The following is a 19663-nucleotide window of genomic DNA, read 5'->3' as shown; positions in this document are numbered from 1 at the left end:
TCTTTTTTTTTGCCTTTAAGCTAAAAATAAAACCTTATTCAATATGGCTACGTCCATTCCTCCCGTTGAGTTTTTCTGAATTAATGATTGCCTTTAGCAAGGTTAGGCATGGAGCGAATTATGCGACAGCATAGTTATATGAGCGGGCTAAGCTCTGCGTGCCCTTTGCCGTTGCTAGCTCATTTCGAGACATGGATGTCGAGTATGAGCGGTGCGTTAAGAAGGCTGTCATTACTTTATTTACAAAAAAGGAGATTAAAAAATGAATTGGGAGCCAGTCTTTTTGCATGTTGTGGGTAAAAAGTATTCTTCTGGTAAGAAAAAGTATGTCGCCGACAGGGTGAAAACACTGTTAATAAACATCAATTAGACTGGACGAGCGTAGACGAGTTAACACAAAAACAGCCACAGATCCCCCACCGCTAAGCTTTCTCCAATCATTCGTTAAAATAAATAATATCAATCAGTAACAATAAAACACGGTAAGCATTACGGTTCAGGTTCTCGTGATGGAACAATCTAAACAATCCCAAGTATCACTATCAGATAAGTGTTAAAGTGCGTGCACCCAAATACTCTGCTTGAGCAGTCAATAAATCAACTGAGTACTGGTTATCTGAAACCTATTATTAAAAATCACATGAGCAATAAATCAATGCAACAAAATATACAATTAAGTAAAACGGAGCTCAGAGAAACGAAGCCAGCGAGAGATGAATATTTAACGCAACCCAAAACACCTTTGATTCTCGTTTTAGATCACGTCACCAATAGTTACAACGTTGGATCTTTTATTCGTTTAGCGGATGCCTTTTCGATTGAAAAAATTATTGTTTGCGGTGAATTAACTATCTCAGATAAAAAACTAAAAAAAGCGTCTAGAAATGAAGCTAAATGGGTGAATGTTGAATATAGCGATAGTACGTCAAAAAGCTTACAAACATTATTAGATAAAAATTACACGATTTATAGCGTAGAACTCTGTCATGATTCAGTTGATTACAGTGAGGTTAATTATCCATCTTCCACCGTATTAGTGTTAGGTAATGAACGTAAAGGGGTGAGTGAAGCGGCTTTAACATTAAGCCATCAACACATCCATATCCCAATGTCTGGCATGGGCAATTCACTTAATGTTTCTACAGCAGGTGCAATTGTATTAGCGGAATGTGCAAAACAACTTCGTCAAAAAAAATAAAGTACGAACATTCATACATTGAAACAAATAGGTATAAAACGAATAGGCAACGAATCAATGTATGATCATGCAATATTTTTTAAAGCTTAATGATCACGATGAACAACTAAGATGGGAAACGCCACCCAAATTAAAAAACTCACGCGCTTTTAAGCGATAGTATTTATCTTCCACTTCCTGCGACTGCTCTGCGTATGGCTGTGTCATCACACTCTGCAACTCTCGCAATAAAGTATAGTTTCCAACGGCAGCTTGCTGGTAAGCCGGTTTCACTAACCACTCTCGTAAAATGTATTTTGGATTAACCGACTTCATCTGCTTAGACACTTCTTCAATACTTCTCGGTGCATTTGCATCACAGTCGTTATTAAGAATCGTTTTCCATTTTGCAAACCACTCTATCCAACGCGTGTCCATTTGATGGGTATCTGATTCATTTGAACTGCTGTAAAAGCTTTTTTTCAATGGACGAATGTCATTGGGTATCGACGATAGCTCTCGAAAGGAAAAACCAACGGGGTCAAGTCTTTCATTTTGCATTACAAAACACTGGGCACCCACACATTTAAATAATTAATATCAGATGGTTACAATAAAATTTGACTCCATTTAATTTTCGGTTTCTTTTTTCATTTAATAACTTGGTTTATCTACTTTTTCATTTTTACCTAAAAAAGGTAATCAATAATGCGATCAAAAAGGAAACAAATTTTCAACTAAGATAGCTCACTCGACAATGCCTCCAACACACCTCAAAAATCTAAGCAAGCACATATCATTATGGGTAAAATAGCCCATTGTTATTGGGTTGTTTCTCCTTACCCCTTACTTTATTTTTCGTCTATCATTCATCATCAATAATGTTAGCAATCAACAATGCTCAATATTAAAAACATGAAAAGCATCGATTATTAAACGTTGCACTGAGTGTAGTGCCCCGTAGCCACTGAAATAGAAAGAAAGATAAATTTTATTAAATATCAAAGGGAAAGTGATGAAAAAGCTATTGATTATATTACTATTTACAATGAGTTCAGCCGTTACTGCCCAAGTGGCCGAAACTACATTTGAAAATATTGAAGTAACTAATCAACACAATGTTTTATTATTGAGTATCAATGTCCCTCCCCGTAATACAGTTTCAAAAGCCGTACTAGCGGAGATCAATACAGCCCTTAATTTAGCTGAAAGTGATGAAAATATTGGCGCGGTTGTTATTACAGGAACAAATAAAGTTTTCTCCGCTGGGGCGGGTGGTGAAAGCCTCAAAGGTGTGGATAAAGGTGAAATGACGCATGCAGCTATTGCACATAAAGTTTATAACCGCATCGAGAGCTTTCCAAAGCCAGTGATCGCCGCAATTTCAGGTATAAGTGCAGGCGGTGGTAATGAGCTTGCTATGTCTTGCGATATTCGAATCGCAGGAGAAAGTGCTCAGTTCCGCCAACACGAACTCCAAGCTGGATTGATCCCTGGTTTTGGTGGAATGCAAAGACTTCCACGCTTAGTTGGGCAAAGTCGCGCTATGGAAATAATGCTAACAGGTCGCTATGTCGGAGCTGTTGAAGCGCTTTCTATTGGCTTAGTTACAACAGTGGTTCCTGATTCTGAGGTGGTTTTAAAAGCAGTTAGTTTAGCCCAGCAATTAAATGACAACTTAAATAAGAAAGCCCTTGCACAGTTTAAAAAACGTATGGCACTTTCTCATAGCGAGACTTTTAAAGAGGCACTTATCAATGATCAACTCACCTTTGATCAACTTGCAACCTCCCCCGATATACATGCCGCTATTGCAACGTTTATAGAAAAGCAAAAAATGGAAAGTAAGGCTGCATTAGACTGAACGGGAAATACGAAGTGCTGCACCCAAACATTGAAATTAACACCAAGGGGTCAAGTCTTTTTACACCAAGGGAGTCAAGCCTTTCATTTTCATTAAAAAATCTGGCATTATTATTTTTTGATTTCAAGCTAAATAAAAGTGCTGCCACATACAATTAAAGTATGTATATCAAAGATTTGCTGGGAGTTCCAATACTCAATGCGGCGACAACTCTCCACCGTTAAACTGTCCCAATCAGTAAATTAATTTTAGTAAAGCCAAACAGAATGTTTGGCTTAGTTAAGACGAGTGTATGAATACTCGTCCAAAACACTACGCTTAAAAAGTTAAGCCGAAAGCTCTTTTCGAACAATGGCAGTACCCGCGCTGAGGGCTTTTAACTTGCCTCTTGCTACTTCACGCGATAACGGTGCCATGCCACAGTTAGTACAAGGATAAAGTTTATCTGCATCAACATATTTAAGAGCTTCTCGTAACGTGGCCGCCACTTCTTCTGGCGTTTCGATCGTATTGCTTGCTACATCAATAGCCCCTACCATTACTTTTTTACCGCGAATAAGCTCAAGTAGATCCATCGGCACATGAGAATTATGACATTCTAACGAGATAATATCGATATTGGATGCTTGTAACTTAGGAAAAGCTTGCTCATATTGACGCCACTCGTTACCTAAGGTTTTTTTCCAATCGGTATTGGCTTTAATGCCATAGCCGTAACAAATATGGACAGCGGTTTCACACTTAAGCCCTTCAATCGCTCTTTCTAAGCAAGCAATACCCCACTCATTAACATCATCAAAAAACACATTAAAAGCTGGCTCATCAAATTGAATAATATCAACGCCAGCGGCCTCTAACTCTTTGGCCTCTTGATTAAGAATGATCGCAAATTCCCAAGCGAGTTTCTCACGGCTTTTATAATGATCGTCATACAGCGTATCGATCATAGTCATTGGACCTGGCAGCGCCCATTTTATTGGCTGATCAGTTTGTTGACGTAAAAACTTAGCATCTTCAACAAACACTGGTTTTTGTCGACTCACAGGGCCAACTACCGTGGGTACACTTGCATCATAACGGTCACGAATTTTAACGATTTTACGGTTTTCGAAATCAACACCATTAAGGTGTTCAATAAAGGTGGTCACAAAGTGTTGACGGGTTTGTTCACCATCGCTGACTATATCGATGCCTGCTTGTTGTTGCTCGTGTAATGACACACATAACGCGTCTTTTTTACCATCTACTAATGCTTGATCCTGTAGTTTCCATGGAGACCATAATGTTTCAGACTCTGCAAGCCAAGACGGTTTAGGCAAGCTGCCTGCGGTAGACGTTGGTAATAATTTTTTCATAATCAATATTTTTCCTATATTCGGTATTTAGCGCTTTTATTACTTAGCTTTTTATTATTTAACTTTTGTTGCTTAGTTTTTATTATTTAGCTTTGGCTATTTAATTTTTGCTATTTAGTTTTATCGTTTCATTAAGCTACACAAGGTTGCTGGCTATAACTTGCAGACCACTGCTCAAGTATATTTTTATTCGGTTTGATGAAGTGCGCTTCAGCAAACTTGCCCTGCGCAATGCCTAATCGGCTTCGTTCTTCTCGGTCATAAACAATATGTGTTAATGAATAATCTAAGTTCTTTAGATTCGGTTGATAAGTTTGCCCAGCCACCGCATTGGCATTATAAATTTCAGGACGATATATTTTCTGGAACGTTTCCATGGTGCTGATAGTGCTTATCAATTCAAGGTTTGTATAATCATTCAACAAATCACCAACAAAATAAAAAGCTAACGGCGCAGCACTATTGGGAGGCATAAAGTAACGCACCTGTAAGCCCATCTTTTTGAAATATTGCTCCGTTAAAGAAGATGCATTAGGCTGAAATTCAACACCTAACACAGGATGTTGATTTTCAGTTCGTTGATAAGTTTTAGTTTCCGCCACACTTAAACAGATAACAGGCGGTTTATTAAAATGCCCTTTATAAACCGCTGAATTTAAAAAGGACTGAAATAATTTGCCATGCAATTCACCAAAATCATCTGGAATACTAAATGAAGATTGATTCTTGTTATGCTCAGACAACAAAATACTAAAGTCATAATCTCGCACGTACGATGAAAAGTTATTGCCAACAATGCCTTCAATGCGTTGATTGGTTTGATGATCCACAATATTAGTTTTTAGAACTTCAATGGATGGAAATGTTTGTCCGCTATTCTCAATGTCTATTTCAACAGAAATAATCTCAAGCTCCACTGCATAACGGTCACCCTGTGGGTTATCCCAATTAGCTAAGGCATTAAATCGATTATCGATCATTGTTAACGCATTACGAAGATTATGTTGGCGGTTTTTGCCGCGCGCTAAATTGGCAAAGTTAGTCGTCGCACGTGTATTGTCAGTGGGCTGATAATGTTCATTTAAACAAGTGCTCTTAATCGTAAATGTAAAATCTGTCTTCATCGTCTTTAGCTCCAATTTTCTATCATAAAATCTGCACATTCCCTGTTCACTCAGGATTTTCTAGTCAACAACCTTACCGATTTTTACGACGCTAAATTAAAAACTCACGGTAATATCGCCTAGCGTTCAAAAGCAGTGTGTATTTTATACGTTAAATCAATCATGAATAAAAATGATTAATTTTCAAATAAACATGAATAAAACTAATATAAAGATTTTGGTTGTGAATAGTGCAGGATAAAATTAGCGATAAGCTTGGACGGTTTATGAAGATTGAAGTTGGATTAGGTTTGGTGTAGGTTGGCTTTGGTTGACGCGTCTGTACTCGTCGGGCCTATTTGTTCATTGTTTTGAACATTTCCGTGCTGTCCCACATACAATTAAAATAGGTATATCAATGAGTGATTGGAAATGTCGAGACTCAATGCGACGACAACTCTCCACCGTTGAGCTTTTCCAATCAACCAATTCATTTTAGTAAAGCCAAACAGGATGTTTGGCTTAGGCTCGTTCTGGCCAAGGATGGCCAGTAACAGCTGGTGCGTTAAAAAAGCAATTTATTATTTGGATCAGAAAGCGAGTCGGTGTCAGTTTCTTTGCACGTTGTGGGTAAAAAGTCTTTTCTGATAAAAAAGTTTGTCCGCCGACAGGGCGATACCCAAAGCAAATTAACATCCAAGTGACTGGACGAGCGCAGACGAGTTAACACAGTAGTTCGCTAGTCCAGCCGCTAAATCCCCCAACCTACAACAAGATCTGCAGGTCAGGTTTTGCTATAAACCTAAAGGTTTACGACGAGCAACTAAGATGAGATACGCCTCCTAGTTTAAAGAACTCAAGCGGCTTCAATCGATAGTATTTATCTTCTACTTCCTGCGACTGCTCTGTATAGGGCTGTGTCATCACCTCTTGTAATTCTCGAATTAAAGTGTAATTCCCGACTGTTGCTTGCTGGTAAGCAGGCTTAACGAACCACTCTCGTAAAATGTATTTTGGATTAACTAGCTTCATCTGACTAGAGACTTGTTCAAGAGTTCTCGGCGCAATCGCATTTGCATCACAGTCACAACTGAGGAGTGTTTTCCATTTAACAAACCACTCCATCCAACGTGTGTCCGTTTGCTGGGAGTCTGAGTCGTTTAGATCACTTGAACTATTATAAAAGCTTTTTTTGAGTGGACGAATATCCTTGGGTATCAACGATAGCTCTCGAAAGAAAATAGTATAATCGATAGGCGTTTGCATCATTAGCATTTGTAATTCGTTAAGCAATGCTTTGTGTGCAGCGGGTTCTAGCGTGCTAAGGCCTAACTTGGCAGCCCACATATCTTGCATTTTCGAATGCATGATTGTCGAGAATTCACTTTGAATCTCATCAAGTACTAGCAAGTCGTCTTGATCTGATGCCAGCAACGGACGTAAAGCCGAGCAAAACATCTCGAAGTTACTTTGTGCTGCTTTAGGTTGATTCATGAAGGAGTAGTGATTACCACCGCCCGTCCAAGGTTGATAATACGGGTTGAACACATCGCAAAATCCGAAGGGACCATAATCAAGTGTAAAGCCACCAGCGGCGCAATTATCACTGTTAAAGTTACCTTGGCAGAAGCCAACACGGATCCAATTAGCTATCAGGGACGTCAGGCGGCTACGAAATTCGCGCGCCAACAACAGCACTTTTTCTGGCATAGGTAGCTGACTATCGACAACATCTGCGTATTCACGGTCAATCAAATGCAACACCATTTTTTCGAGTTCTTGCATCGCATGAAGTTGTTCATCGAGCAGATCATCTTCACGAGTACGGCGAGCGAAAAGTTCGAGTTGGCCAACACGAATGAATGACGGTGCAACACGTGTCGAAATGGCGACGGCTTCAGATACCATCATATCCGGATTTTCCAAACGCGAGCCTTCCGAGTACCACGGGCGCTTTACCTTTTCCGTTTTTGATACGTACAAACTCAAAGATCGTGAAGTAGGAACACCAAGAGCATGTATGTGTTCCTGCGCCAAGAACTCACGAATACTAGATCGTAAAACAGCACGACCATCCGCCCCGCGGCAATAAGGTGTTGGGCCACCGCCTTTTAACTGCATTTCCCAGCGTTGACCGTTAATGACAGCTTCAAGTACAGAAATTGCACGCCCGTCCCCATAACCATTGCCAGTTTGGAACGGACATTGATGAGTGTATTCAATACCGTAAATAGAAAGTGCGTATCCCGTCGCCCAACCAACCTTGCGCATCGGCTCTGGCACTTGAGAAATGTCACCGGAAAACATGCGCATAAAATCAGCAGACTCTGCCATCGTGTCAGCTAAGCCAAGTTCGGCAAAAAAAGTGTTACTGTGCGCAACATATTCAGGGTTTTTAATAGGTGTTGGATTAACAGGAACATAGTGACCTGAGAATACTTGTCGTGCGCTATGATCATTGCCATTTTCTGTCGCATCTGGATCGCAATTGAGTGTATCCATCAGGGAATAATTTGCCTGTTTAGCCAGATCATCGAATGTAGAAATAGTAGGCGTTGGAGAAGTAGATCTAATATCTTTAGTAGGTATAGCAGATACAGTCGAGTTGTTTTTCTGAGGCAGTCGATTTGTCATAATTTTTTATACCTGCGTTGATAGAAATAAAGGTTGATAGAGATAAAGGAGCATAGAGATAAGTATTAATGATTACTATCTTACCCTGTTATTTTAGAGAGTTCTTTACTTGTTCAAAATGTCTCAGCAAACCATAGTTATGTTGCCCCCTCTAAGCTGGTGAAGGCTGTTTGATTTTTATTAGCTGTCGCATAAATCGTTTAATGGTGAAGCTCATACACGTATGTTTAAGGTAAGAGGCAAAACCTCCTCACAGAGGTTTAAGTTTATAATCGATATATCGTTATCGCATAGAGTGCCGCAAAACCCAATAGCATTAATAACACAACTGGTTTTGCACGACGCAAAAACAACGGTAGCCAGCTTGCTTTAACAATATAGAGTGAAGTCAGCACCATTAACACACCAGAACATAAGGCAGCAAGCCCCCAAAACTCTCTAAAATGTTGGCTCGCGTACCAGAATATATTCCATAACCCTGCGGAGAGTAAAATAACGCCAATGCTAAGACGGATCGGGCGAGGACACACTTTTGCCATTGGTGGTACGGCAACGATTAAACCTGCGAACATACACGCAGTAACAACACTTCCCATGGGTATCATATTATTAACTTCAGTTCTGATTGATTAGGTGAATCATTATATTTAACCTTAACAGGAAAACAATAACTCCATTAACTATTAACATTGCCTGCAATAACTAAGTACGAATCAAGTGTGGAACATCCACAAATTGGGCCTAACAATATCCATTCCTTACAAACAGCCATATACGACTATTAATTCGCTCTACAAACGCAATCGATTATCTAGCTAGCCAACATCAATAATGTAAATTATTCAATTGGTTACCGTTAAAAAATAAAAATGTCGATTAAAAAATCCAAAAGAAACAGTAAAACCTATCAATAATATAGGAATTTTCACCTTGACTAAATGATAATGATTATCAATAATGTTTGCAGAGAAAGAAAATAGACCATGAGGGATACACAATGATTAAAACAATGACTTTTGCAGTGATCCATTTCAGCATCGCAACCTTAGTTGCTTTTACTTTAACAGGCGATTTTTTATTAGGTAGTTTGATCGCGATTATCGAACCTGCGGTTAATACTGTCGCCTTCTATTTTCATGAAAAAGTTTGGCAACATACACCGTTCCTTAAAAAGAGAGAATCAATGACAAAAGTCAAAACAGTGAGCTTTGCAATTATTCACTTTAATGTTGCTTTCATTGTCACTTACCTTTTAACTGGCGACGCTTTCTTAGGCGGACTAATGGCAACTATTGAACCAACGATCAACTCTTTTGCTTATTTCTTTCATGAAAAAGCCTGGGTTTTCAAAAAGAAAAATGCGGAGCACAACATTGAACATCCTCTGCGTGCTTAATGAAACACCCAAAATACAAGTAAAAGTGTAGAAATACCTTTTAGAAAAACAGTAAAGAATGCGCCATATCAAAACGAAAAACCACAATACCCAGTAATATTAACGTCATCGAGTCGTTCCTAAACTACGTAAATTAAGGGGTGTTATGGATCCAATTATCGCTAAAACTGTTTCTCAAGTTATGTTACCTATTGTATTAGGTATTGTGATGTTAGGGATGGGATTAAGTTTACAGATAAAAGATTTTAAAGCGGTATTAAAAGCGCCTAAAGTCGCCATCATTGGTTTTTTATTACAATTACTTTTACTACCAATATTAGCGCTGTTTATTATTAAAGCTTTTTCCCTTAATCAAACAGCGGCAGCCGGACTTTTTTTGTTGGCTTTATGTCCCGGTGGTGCGACATCAAACTTATTTTCATTTATTGCCAAAGGTAACCTCGCCTTAAGTGTCTGCTTAACCAGTGTCATGAGTATGTTATCGCCATTTATCATCCCTATCGCCTTTGTTGGCTTTATTCATTATAGCGGTAGCGCAGATAGCCAACATTTTAACTTACCTTTATTACCTGCCATCAAACAACTTACCGTCGTCACCTTGCTACCAATAGTGATTGGTATGAGCATTCGTTATTTCGCAGATCAATGGTCACAGTCTGTTATTCCTTTTATGAAAAAGGTTTCAACAATTGCCATGTTATTAGTGGTTACTGCGCTTGTTTTAACAAACTTAAAAATCATTCCTGCGATGCTTTCTTTACAGGGTTTTGCGGTGATAACTTTGTGTAGCCTAGCGCTAATCATTGCTTATTTTATTGCAGGAAAGTTGAATGTTAACGACACCGATAGAAAAACCATTGCCATAGAAGTGGGTGTTCAAAATGCTGGCACAGCGATGATGATTGCATTCACTATCATGAATCAACCCGCATTAGCGACGATCCCTTTAATGTATGGACTGTTAATGAATATACCTGCGTTCATTTTTGTATATTGGCTTCTAAACAAAGAGAAAGTGATTATGCCAATCAAGGTAACTCCTTAGAATCAATAATAAAAATAAGTAGTCAGCTAACAAAATAGCTACCTTACATTAAGACTCGATATCATTAATGAAAGGTAGCTATGAATATAATAAGCAATTAATGCAATAGTTTTTTATTAGAATAAATAATTAATATAAAATCATTATTTACGCTCAAACTCTATAGTGTGACTATCTGATTCTCCTGGTTCAGTGACTTCATAGGTCATAACATCCTCTGTAACATCGATAACCAAAGAATCGATATCAGTTAAACCTGCTTCTCCGTTTTCATCAAAGATAAGATTTGTAATATTAAATTCGCCTGTTTCACTATTTAGTGAATAATTAGCCCACTCCACTCCAGCGAATTGATCTATTACTTCTAAATGGACATATGACCCATCATCTAAATATACAAAAGATAACAAATGGTCATCACCTACATCTGCAACCCAAGTACCTAATATACCTTCTGATGTAATACGTTCAAACTCAATGGGCTCACTAACATCACTTGCAATAAGTGTTAATTGGTTACCTGAAACTTGTGCTGTTATTGTTTCGACATCACTAAGTCCACCACCATCATTTGAATCAAAATTTTGAGTCGCAGTGATAAGACCGGTTTCACTATCTAGGGTGTAGGTTCCCCATTCCATTCCGCTGTCTTCATCGAGTTCTGTTGTATAAACTTCTGCGTGAATATATGTGCCATCATCAAAGAAAATAAATAATAATAAATCATTTACATTGTCAGTTGCTCTCCAAGTACCGACAATTGTGGAATTAGCAATAAACTCTACACCTTCATCAAGTAATGTTGTTTCAAAATGTGCGATGGCCTCACTTTGAGAAACTAAAATAGTTTTTTTCGAACCTGAATTATTAACTAATCCAATTACACTTTCAGAGGACGCAAACTCATCTACGGGTAGATTGAAGTTGACGGGAGTTGCAACTTCTTTTGCTGTTTCAGTAATCGTAATACCATTACTTGGATCTCCATCCTCATCAATTGTCTGAAGCAAGCGTAAAATATTAACAACCTTAGGATCTGATGTATCGTTAGAAGCAGCGATATCTAATGGAGTGATTGTGGGGGATGCTAGTACAGGGGGGAATTCTAGATCACCAATAAAGAATATTACTGACTCTCCTTCTACATAATCGAACTTACCAAAAGCATCTGTTACACCTTCTAATGTATCTGTTTTATAACCTATATTTATTACAGCACTGTCTAAAAAATTGCCTTCATTAGTCTTCGAGTCATTATTACTGCTATTACAACCCATTAAAGATAATGTTGCCCCTAATAATAAAAGATAAATGTTTTTCATAACGATCTCCTTTTAATTTAGAAAATTTTATATTTTTAGTGTACAAAGTTAATAGATCTATTACTTTCATAAGCTTATCCCTTTAAGCCTGTAAATTAGCTGCTCCCTAGAAGAATTAAATTTTAAAAGGCACTAAAATAATGCCTCATACAAACTAAAACACATACCGATTCAAAAGATAAACAATTACTTCAATAGATACTGAGTCACATGTCAAAAATATAATTTTTATATCAAACAAAAAGTCAATGAAAATTTATAGGCATAATTAAAAGATATTTTTTAGCATAGAATTGAATATAGATAGGTTAAAAAAGAGGCTCGTATTATCTAAAGCTCAGAATTTTAACCTTTCCGGACTTTTAAAACCAACCTTGTAAACTTCATGCTAGATTCGTATAGTGAAGTGACTAAAATTCAACCACCAGCATCAATCATTATTTTAGTAAGCGCTTACTCCCATCTATGAAGGAGCAAATATGAAATATTGGTATCGACTACTGTTCATTTATCTAAGCCTTATAGCGACTTCATCACAGGCTATGCAACCACTTCCTATTATTGAAGATAAAACCCAATACAAAACAGAAACGATCTGGTCTGATATAAAAATTCCTTGGGGAATGGTTCAGTTACCTAATGGAAAAATGTTAGCAACGGAACGTTCAGGCAAATTATGGTTATTAACTGAAGGAAAATCGTCAATTGAGATTACAGGTTTGCCCAAAATACATGACAATGGGCAAGGTGGTTTACTTGATATTGCATTACATCCTGACTTTGCCAAAAATCAGCTCATCTTTTTCACCTATTCCAGTAAAAATGCGACGGGCAGCAATACAGCTTTAATGCGAGCTAAGTTAGATATTAAGAATAATCAGTTAATTGAACAGAAAAATTTATACCTTGCTACAGGTGACTCAAATAAGGGCCAGCATTACGGTAGTCGGATTGCCATCACTGATGAGTTTATTTACTTTTCAATCGGTGACCGCGGACAACGTGATAAAAACCCTCAAAATGTATCATTGGATGGCGGTAAAATTTATCGATTAAATCTTGATGGTAGCATCCCAACCTCCAATCCTTTTTATCAACAAGCTAACGCTAAAAAAGCAATTTACTCCTATGGGCATAGGAACCCTCAGGGGCTAATTAATCTGCCTGATCGCAACCAAGTTTGGTCACACGAACATGGTCCAAGAGGCGGCGATGAAGTTAATCTGATTGAATCGGGTAAAAATTATGGTTGGCCAGTTATCGGCTATGGTGTTAATTATATTGGTACTAATTATACTGACATCACTGAAAAGAGCGGGATGGAGCAACCTAAATTGTACTGGGATCCTTCAATTGCGCCTTCTGGCATGGTCTATATTAGCAGTAATAAATACCCTCAATGGCAAGGTAAAATATTACTTGGTTCAATGAAGTTTGGGCATTTAGTGTTATTAGAGTTAAATAACGAAAGCGTTGTCAAACAAACTAAGTTGTTAGTTGATATCGGCAGAGTCAGAAATGTAATTCAAGGTAGTGATGGGTATATTTACTTAGGTATTGATGGAAAAGGGATCCTAAGATTAATGCCTTAAAATAGCTAATTGCAAATAATGACAAGCAATTGCTACTACCTGTGCAGCTTCTAATTCGTGATGAACTAACTCTATTTACTTACTTTCTATTCAGGCATAAGGTGAAGATATCACCCGTTAAATAGAAACTTTATATCCATTTATAACAGGAACGAAGATGCATCTGAAACAAGCTAAAGATATGGCGCTATATAATCAATGGATGAATGAACGCATTTATTCAGTTTGTGCAGATATACCTGATGCCGAGAGGCGAAGTGATAAAGGTGCATTTTTTAAATCAATCCATGGCACGCTTAATCATCTATTGCTGGCCGATAAACTCTGGCTTGGTCGATTCTTAGGTACCCCTTTTCCAATAGATGGGCTTGATCAGGAGCTCTATCAAGATTTCAACCAGTTAACTCTTGCACGCAAAGAAACCGATGAAGCAATTTTAGCATGGATAAACTCACTCTCCGATCAGGTGTTATCGGGACAATTGCTTTATACAAGCATTGTTAACCCCGAACCTAGACAATACGAATATTGGTTTGCAGTTACACATTTTTTCAACCATCAAACACACCATCGTGGTCAATTAAGCACATTATTAAATCAATGTGGTAAGGATTGCGGTGTGACGGATCTAATTTGGTTGCCACAGGCTATAGAGCGTAATACCACTTAATATAGACATTAAATAATTTGACTAACTTCACTAAGCGCAATGGGTAAAGGTAAAGGGTAAAACATGTTTTTAAAAGAAATCGAGTTAGCATCTCATTCCGTAACGTTAATGCCATTACGTCGCGAACATGCCGACGCTTTGGTCGAGGCAGCATCAGATGGTAACCTTTGGGATCTCTGGTTCACTTCAGTTCCTTCTTCAGCGTCTATTAATGATTATATCTCCACGGCCTTAGCACAACAGGAAAAAGGACTCTCGTTACCCTTTGTTATTGTTGCTAAACACAGCGGTAAAATCATTGGTTCAACACGTTTTTGTAATGCAGATCCTGTCAATCGTCGTCTCGAGATAGGTTACACTTGGTATTCAAAAAGCTATCAACGCTCATCAATAAATAGCGAATGTAAACTCATGCTATTACAGCATGCATTCGAAGTCCTTGATGTCATTGCCGTAGAGTTTAGAACGCATTGGCACAATCAAAAGTCACGTGCGGCAATTGCACGTTTGGGTGCAAAGCAAGACGGTATATTAAGGAATCATCAAAAAATGCCCGATGGTGCTTACAGAGATACAGTTGTATTTTCTATCATCAACATTGAATGGGCAGCGGTTAAAAAGAATTTGATATTTAAGATGGAAAAATATTAAAAGTATTACAGCGAAACAAAAATACGTGCACCTATAAACTTGTATGATTAGATAAACAAAAATACATTGTTAATCTAATCATTCTTTATAAAGTAGTTTATCCACTGAAATAACTGGCTCTAGATTGAAACTTCTCCCCTCTAAATGATTAACTTCATGACCAACCCGATAAAAAAATAGTATTCAAAAGATAACGCTAAATTAATTAAAAACATGAGCTAGTGCTAATGGTTGTATATCGTTGTTAGTAATAAGTATCACCTTGAGTTAGTTTACAGCATTGAAATTCTTAGTGATTTTTTAATAGTGACCATAGGGACTGATAATGCACAATGCTTCTAACGCCACACCAGAACAAGAGTCAACATCTCAAAAAAGTATAGAGCAACTGAATTACGCGCAAAAACATAAACCGAGTTCAGAATTTGATACACGAGAAGAATACTTAGAGCACGAGTTACAAATCATGGCACCTAAACGTTGGCGCCCCAATTTACCCTTCAAAGATTATCGATTTGAGATAGAAGACACCATACCTGCGATGGCAGCCACAATTGGTAAAATCGTAATGGTCGGAGCAATAGCTGCAACTTTTGCAGGACCACTCGGACTTGATGATGGCTTTATTTTAGAAAACGTACGCTATGAGTTATTAATCGTTTCCATTTTTATTGTTCTTTTTTCCGGCTTTCTACTGCCCACGGCTAACTTAGCGGGTACTCACGGGCCACTGATTCCGCTTATTCCTATTGTAGTGGCAGCAGGCGGGCATCCAATGGCATTTGGGTTATTGATTGGTGCATTTGGTTTGATCTTGGCTATTAGTAAAGGAGGAAGTCGATTAGCCAACCTGACCAGTAAAGGGGTTTGTGGTGGGTTATTACTGTATCTCGGTTTTGTAGGCACTATTTCACAAGTTAAAAAATTGCTTTCTTGGGGAGACGATATTGGTATGTCGCACATCCCTTTTATCGTCATTATTAGCACCATTATATTGTACGCTTTACTTGAACATTGGCGGAAACGCTGGTTGGCCGTTCCTTTGAGTTGTTTGTTAGGTGGTTCGCTGGCTTTTGCTATGGGCGCCCCTTTTGAGTTTATGACTAGCCCTGGTTTGCCTAACCTGAATCCGATGTATTGGTGGGGAGAGGATACGGGGTGGATGTTAGGTATGCCTACAATAGAAAATTTTGTGGTCGTATTACCTTTTGCCATCTTAGCAGTGGCAATGTGGTCACCAGATTTCTTGGGGCATCAAGTATTTCAAAAGATCAGTTACCCAGAGCGTACTGAAAAAGTACAAATGAATATAGATGATACGATGACCACCGCATCTATTCGTCAAGTGTTTGGTTCTCTTTTAGGTGGTTCTAACTTCACTTCATCATGGGGGACTTATTTAATACCTGCAGCTATCGCTAAGCGCCCTATTCCCGCTGGTGCTTTATTAACTGCACTATTTTGTGTGATAGCAGCAATATGGGGTTATCCAATGGATTTAGCCATCTGGCAGCCAGTGTTATGCGTTGCATTAATCGTAGGGGTTTTTATTCCATTACTTGAAGCTGGAATGGAGATGACACGCGAAGGCAAAACAACTCAATCAGCAGCGATTGTTGTTTTTGCTTCTGCATTAGTGAACCCTGCTTTTGGTTGGTCGATTACTATGTTACTTGATAACCTTGGTTTGATTGGTTGTAAAGAGCGTAGCTCTGAATTGAGTAAGATGAATCGGTGGATCATACCGGGAATTATGTTTGTGGTGTTAACAACGGTGATGGCGGCAGTAGGTATGTTGCCTGGTATTCCAGCTTTAATATCAAGCTTCCGTCAATGATCTAAGGATTATTCAACATAGAATAATGACTATTTATAAACGTTAATAAAGAGCCATAAGCGTCAGTGTAAAGTTAAAGCGATCAAGAGATTTAATTTTACACTGGCTTTACTGGCATCTCCTCACCCATTTTACATTTTTCCACTCTGCACTATCCTCCGCTCTTCTCTATCATCAGCTCAAGGCTGCCATCAGCTTTATGTCATCATTCAGGGCTAAAGCAACAATATCGCCTATTAAGCTTTCACGCCTTTAATCAATAACAAATCACTTACCAATGATGATCTCAAAGCAACCTATTTTCCTATCCAATTATTGCTATATCTAACCTCTTTTATCATTGCATCTTTTCAATAGGTGTATATATTGTCATCTTTTTTTACTTTACTAAGTTGGGCTTTATGGAACGTTTTATTGAAAACCTTATCTACTCTTCTCGCTGGCTATTAGCCCCTATATATGCGGGATTATCATTGGGTTTATTAGCTTTAACAATCAAGTTTTTTCAGGAATTAATTCATTTATTGCCTAATATTTTAAGCGTGACTGAAAATGACCTTATTTTATTATTGTTATCACTGATTGATATGACATTAGTAGGCGGATTACTTGTGATGGTAATGTTTGCAGGTTATGAAAATTTCGTTTCTAAATTGGATATTGACGAGAATAAAGAGAAACTTGCTTGGTTAGGGACTATCGATTCTGGCTCACTGAAAAATAAGGTTGCAGCAGCAATTGTTGCTATTTCATCAATCCACCTTTTACGTGTTTTTATGGATGCGCAAAATATTGCCAATGATAAGCTGATGTGGTTTGTGATCATCCACCTAACGTTTGTGCTTTCTGCTTTTGTAATGGGATATTTAGACAACGTATCGCAAAAAAATAAAAAGTATTAATGAATGATTGAGACGTGAAGTTTTAAAGTTACTTAGAAAAGGCCTTGATGTTAAAACCAAGGCCTTTTTTATTACCTAGTTTTTTTTAGCACGAAGTTAAGAGAAGGTTAGGTCAAAATATAAACAGCGATAAGTATTTTAATTTTTTAATTTTTTCCTTCGTGAAGCGCAGCGCTTCGTGGTTGCTTTAATCTTTTAAAAGCAAAAACCATTAACCACAAAGTTACTGAGTTGAAAAGATTAGGTCAAAAGCAATTAACCACGAAGGCACGAAGTTAAAAGAAGGTTAAGTCAAAAGATAAATTGCTATAAGTATCTTAACTTTTTAATTTTTTCTTCGTGTCCTTCGTGAAGCGCAGGGCTTCGTGGTTGCTTTATGCTTTTAAACACAAAACCATTAACCACAAAGTTACTGAGTTGAAAAAGATTAGGTCAAAAGCAATTAACCACGAAGGCACGAAGTTAATAGAAGGTTAGGTCAAAAGATAAACAGCTTAACTTTTAAATTTTTTCTTCGTGTCCTTCGTGAAATGTAGCGCTTCGTGGTTGCTTTATGCTTTTAAACACAAAACCATTAACCACAAACTTAATGAGTTGAAAAAGATTAGGTCAAAAGCAATTAACCACGAAGGCACGAAGTTAAAAGAAGGTTAGGTCAAAAGATAAACAGCTTAACTTTTAAATTTTTTCTTCGTGTCCTTCGTGAAGTGGAGCGCTTCGTGGTTGCTTTAATTTTTTAAAAGAAAAAACCATTAACCACAAACTTACTTAGTTGATAAAAGATAAGGTCAAAAGCGATTAACCACGAAGGCACGAAGTTAAAAGAAGGCAAGATCAAAAGATAAACTGCTTAATCTTTTAATTTTTCTTCGTGTCCTTCGTGAAGTGCAGCGCTTCGTGGTTGCTTTAATCTTTTAAAAGAAAAAACCATTAACCACGAAGGCACGAAGTTAAAAGAAGGTTAAGTCAAAATATAATAAGTATCTTAACTTTTTAATTTTGTCTTCGTGTCCTTCGTGAAGCGCAGTGCTTAGTGGTTGCTTTAATTTTTTAAAAGCAAAAAACTTAAAATGTGGCATTATATGACACTGCTTGTTTTCATTACAAACGAGCAAGTTTAGATTAATCATCAATATTTTTTCGAGTTGGTTACCTTAACCACCTCGTTTAACCCAATTAGAGATAACCCATGGCAAAGCGTAAATCGAGTTTTTTGAGAAAAATATGGTTCGTCCTGTGGCGCTTATTATTGGTTATAACTTTAATCTTATTAGCATTCCGCTTTGTGCCTTTGCCAACAACGGCGTTTATGATGCAAAGCCCTTATCCTGTGACACAAAAATGGATCAGTATTGATAAACTGCCATCCTCGATCTCTTTGGCCGTGGTCGCGTCTGAAGACCAACGTTTTCCTCTGCATTATGGTGTTGATTTTAGTGCGATCATTAAAGCTGTTGAACAATACGGTGATGGTGATGGGCTTCGTGGTGCAAGTACTATCACACAACAAACGGCAAAGAATATTTTCCTATGGTCGGGTCGAAGCTTTATACGTAAAGGTCTAGAGGCTGGTTTAGCGATTAGCCTCGAGGCAGTTTGGGGTAAAAAGCGTATTTTAGAGGTGTATTTGAACATCGCTGAATTTGGTAAAGGGATTTATGGTGTTGAAGCTGCTAGCCAACATTATTTTAAAAAATCAGCACGTTACCTCTCCAATAATCAAGCGGCACAATTAGCAGTATTACTGCCTAGCCCACAAACACGAGATCCTCGAGATTTAAGTGTTGAACTTAACCAAAGAGTGACTTGGGTTGAGCGACAAATGCGTCAGCTTGGGTCAAACTATCTAGCGCCGATTATTAAAGACTGAAGCGGATATTAAAGGCTAAAACAGATAAAGCACATCAAGACTAAGTTTATCTTTTTAAAAGCACTGCCCTTTCGAACGAAAAAATGAAAATGCTCAATCACTCGCAATAAAGTTTGCTACAGCACCACTTATTGCATTGAAAACACAAGAATCTATTGAACCTCAACTCAATGTAATTTATTGTATTTTTATTGTAATAAGCAGGGTGAAATTTAGAAATATAACAACCTGGGTATACATTACAA

At 37.8% G+C, this 19663-nt stretch carries 16 protein-coding genes; 10 read left to right on the top strand and 6 right to left on the bottom strand.

The window, feature by feature from the left end; genetic code table 11:
- Positions 1 to 655 precede the first annotated feature (655 nt).
- Positions 656 to 1198: an RNA methyltransferase gene (locus GQR44_RS04475; protein WP_166369688.1), complete on the top strand. Its 543-nt coding sequence runs from the start codon at positions 656 to 658 to the stop codon at positions 1196 to 1198.
- Between the two features lie 93 nt (positions 1199 to 1291).
- On the opposite strand, the gene GQR44_RS04470 is transcribed toward GQR44_RS04475, so the two are convergent.
- Positions 1292 to 1738 carry a hypothetical protein gene (locus GQR44_RS04470; RefSeq protein WP_166369686.1) on the bottom strand — a complete coding sequence of 149 codons (447 nt, stop codon included), beginning with the start codon at positions 1736 to 1738 and terminating at the stop codon, positions 1292 to 1294.
- Between the two features lie 454 nt (positions 1739 to 2192).
- On the opposite strand from GQR44_RS04470, the gene GQR44_RS04465 reads away from it, so the two are divergent.
- On the top strand, positions 2193 to 3041 hold the full coding sequence (locus tag GQR44_RS04465; protein WP_166369684.1) for an enoyl-CoA hydratase-related protein: 849 nt from the start codon (positions 2193 to 2195) through the stop codon (positions 3039 to 3041).
- A gap of 326 nt (positions 3042 to 3367) precedes the next feature.
- On the opposite strand, the gene GQR44_RS04460 is transcribed toward GQR44_RS04465, so the two are convergent.
- From GQR44_RS04460 to GQR44_RS04445, 4 genes are all read right to left on the bottom strand, one after another.
- Complete coding sequence (locus GQR44_RS04460) at positions 3368 to 4396, bottom strand: methionine synthase (RefSeq protein ID WP_166369682.1); 1029 nt, start codon at positions 4394 to 4396, stop codon at positions 3368 to 3370.
- Positions 4397 to 4527: 131 nt separating this feature from the next.
- A complete protein-coding gene (locus GQR44_RS04455; protein WP_166369680.1) occupies positions 4528 to 5520 on the bottom strand; it encodes a DUF1852 domain-containing protein in 993 nt (330 codons plus the stop codon).
- 789 nt (positions 5521 to 6309) lie between these two features.
- Positions 6310 to 8133, bottom strand: coding sequence for a protein adenylyltransferase SelO family protein (locus tag GQR44_RS04450; RefSeq protein ID WP_166369678.1), 1824 nt, complete (start codon positions 8131 to 8133; stop codon positions 6310 to 6312).
- Positions 8134 to 8399: 266 nt separating this feature from the next.
- Positions 8400 to 8738: a hypothetical protein gene (locus GQR44_RS04445; RefSeq protein ID WP_166369676.1), complete on the bottom strand. Its 339-nt coding sequence runs from the start codon at positions 8736 to 8738 to the stop codon at positions 8400 to 8402.
- A gap of 392 nt (positions 8739 to 9130) precedes the next feature.
- Here GQR44_RS04445 and GQR44_RS20030 point away from each other — a divergent pair, with 392 nt between their 5' ends.
- Together GQR44_RS20030 and GQR44_RS04435 are read left to right on the top strand one after the other, a co-directional pair.
- On the top strand, positions 9131 to 9529 hold the full coding sequence (locus GQR44_RS20030) for a DUF2061 domain-containing protein (protein ID WP_166369674.1): 399 nt from the start codon (positions 9131 to 9133) through the stop codon (positions 9527 to 9529).
- 145 nt (positions 9530 to 9674) lie between these two features.
- On the top strand, positions 9675 to 10574 hold the full coding sequence (locus tag GQR44_RS04435) for a bile acid:sodium symporter family protein (RefSeq protein ID WP_166369672.1): 900 nt from the start codon (positions 9675 to 9677) through the stop codon (positions 10572 to 10574).
- A gap of 143 nt (positions 10575 to 10717) precedes the next feature.
- On the opposite strand, the gene GQR44_RS04430 is transcribed toward GQR44_RS04435, so the two are convergent.
- Entirely contained in the window at positions 10718 to 11896 is a 1179-nt protein-coding gene (locus GQR44_RS04430; protein WP_166369670.1) for a hypothetical protein, read from the bottom strand.
- 479 nt (positions 11897 to 12375) lie between these two features.
- Here GQR44_RS04430 and GQR44_RS04425 point away from each other — a divergent pair, with 479 nt between their 5' ends.
- The 6 genes from GQR44_RS04425 (at position 12376) to mtgA (ending at position 19418) form a co-directional block, all read left to right on the top strand.
- Positions 12376 to 13488, top strand: a complete 1113-nt coding sequence (locus tag GQR44_RS04425) for a PQQ-dependent sugar dehydrogenase (RefSeq protein ID WP_166369669.1) — start codon at positions 12376 to 12378, stop codon at positions 13486 to 13488.
- A 157-nt stretch (positions 13489 to 13645) separates the two neighbouring features.
- On the top strand, positions 13646 to 14158 hold the full coding sequence (locus GQR44_RS04420; protein ID WP_166369667.1) for a DinB family protein: 513 nt from the start codon (positions 13646 to 13648) through the stop codon (positions 14156 to 14158).
- Positions 14159 to 14221: 63 nt separating this feature from the next.
- Entirely contained in the window at positions 14222 to 14809 is a 588-nt protein-coding gene (locus tag GQR44_RS04415) for a GNAT family protein (RefSeq protein ID WP_166369665.1), read from the top strand.
- A gap of 325 nt (positions 14810 to 15134) precedes the next feature.
- The gene (locus GQR44_RS04410) at positions 15135 to 16646 is read left to right on the top strand and encodes a DUF3360 family protein (RefSeq protein ID WP_166369663.1); all 1512 of its coding nucleotides are present in this window, start codon (positions 15135 to 15137) and stop codon (positions 16644 to 16646) included.
- 401 nt (positions 16647 to 17047) lie between these two features.
- Complete coding sequence (locus GQR44_RS04405) at positions 17048 to 17548, top strand: TIGR00645 family protein (RefSeq protein WP_166369661.1); 501 nt, start codon at positions 17048 to 17050, stop codon at positions 17546 to 17548.
- 1189 nt (positions 17549 to 18737) lie between these two features.
- Positions 18738 to 19418, top strand: a complete 681-nt coding sequence (mtgA, locus tag GQR44_RS04400; RefSeq protein WP_166369659.1) for a monofunctional biosynthetic peptidoglycan transglycosylase — start codon at positions 18738 to 18740, stop codon at positions 19416 to 19418.
- Positions 19419 to 19663: the final 245 nt, after the last annotated feature.

The sequence above is a fragment of the Psychromonas sp. SA13A genome (genome assembly GCF_011378715.1).
Classification (GTDB): Bacteria; Pseudomonadota; Gammaproteobacteria; order Enterobacterales; family Psychromonadaceae; genus Psychromonas.
This window is presented reverse-complemented; position numbering and strand designations above follow the sequence as displayed.

What these genes read in the sequence shown, in the direction of transcription:
- GQR44_RS04475 (WP_166369688.1), top strand. Translation starts at nt 656, where the DNA reads ATGCAACAAAATATACAATTAAGTAAAACGGAGCTCAGAGAAACGAAG.
- GQR44_RS04470 (WP_166369686.1), bottom strand. Translation starts at nt 1,738, where the DNA reads ATGCAAAATGAAAGACTTGACCCCGTTGGTTTTTCCTTTCGAGAGCTA.
- GQR44_RS04465 (WP_166369684.1), top strand. Translation starts at nt 2,193, where the DNA reads ATGAAAAAGCTATTGATTATATTACTATTTACAATGAGTTCAGCCGTT.
- GQR44_RS04460 (WP_166369682.1), bottom strand. Translation starts at nt 4,396, where the DNA reads ATGAAAAAATTATTACCAACGTCTACCGCAGGCAGCTTGCCTAAACCG.
- GQR44_RS04455 (WP_166369680.1), bottom strand. Translation starts at nt 5,520, where the DNA reads ATGAAGACAGATTTTACATTTACGATTAAGAGCACTTGTTTAAATGAA.
- GQR44_RS04450 (WP_166369678.1), bottom strand. Translation starts at nt 8,133, where the DNA reads ATGACAAATCGACTGCCTCAGAAAAACAACTCGACTGTATCTGCTATA.
- GQR44_RS04445 (WP_166369676.1), bottom strand. Translation starts at nt 8,738, where the DNA reads ATGATACCCATGGGAAGTGTTGTTACTGCGTGTATGTTCGCAGGTTTA.
- GQR44_RS20030 (WP_166369674.1), top strand. Translation starts at nt 9,131, where the DNA reads ATGATTAAAACAATGACTTTTGCAGTGATCCATTTCAGCATCGCAACC.
- GQR44_RS04435 (WP_166369672.1), top strand. Translation starts at nt 9,675, where the DNA reads ATGGATCCAATTATCGCTAAAACTGTTTCTCAAGTTATGTTACCTATT.
- GQR44_RS04430 (WP_166369670.1), bottom strand. Translation starts at nt 11,896, where the DNA reads ATGAAAAACATTTATCTTTTATTATTAGGGGCAACATTATCTTTAATG.
- GQR44_RS04425 (WP_166369669.1), top strand. Translation starts at nt 12,376, where the DNA reads ATGAAATATTGGTATCGACTACTGTTCATTTATCTAAGCCTTATAGCG.
- GQR44_RS04420 (WP_166369667.1), top strand. Translation starts at nt 13,646, where the DNA reads ATGCATCTGAAACAAGCTAAAGATATGGCGCTATATAATCAATGGATG.
- GQR44_RS04415 (WP_166369665.1), top strand. Translation starts at nt 14,222, where the DNA reads ATGTTTTTAAAAGAAATCGAGTTAGCATCTCATTCCGTAACGTTAATG.
- GQR44_RS04410 (WP_166369663.1), top strand. Translation starts at nt 15,135, where the DNA reads ATGCACAATGCTTCTAACGCCACACCAGAACAAGAGTCAACATCTCAA.
- GQR44_RS04405 (WP_166369661.1), top strand. Translation starts at nt 17,048, where the DNA reads ATGGAACGTTTTATTGAAAACCTTATCTACTCTTCTCGCTGGCTATTA.
- mtgA (WP_166369659.1), top strand. Translation starts at nt 18,738, where the DNA reads ATGGCAAAGCGTAAATCGAGTTTTTTGAGAAAAATATGGTTCGTCCTG.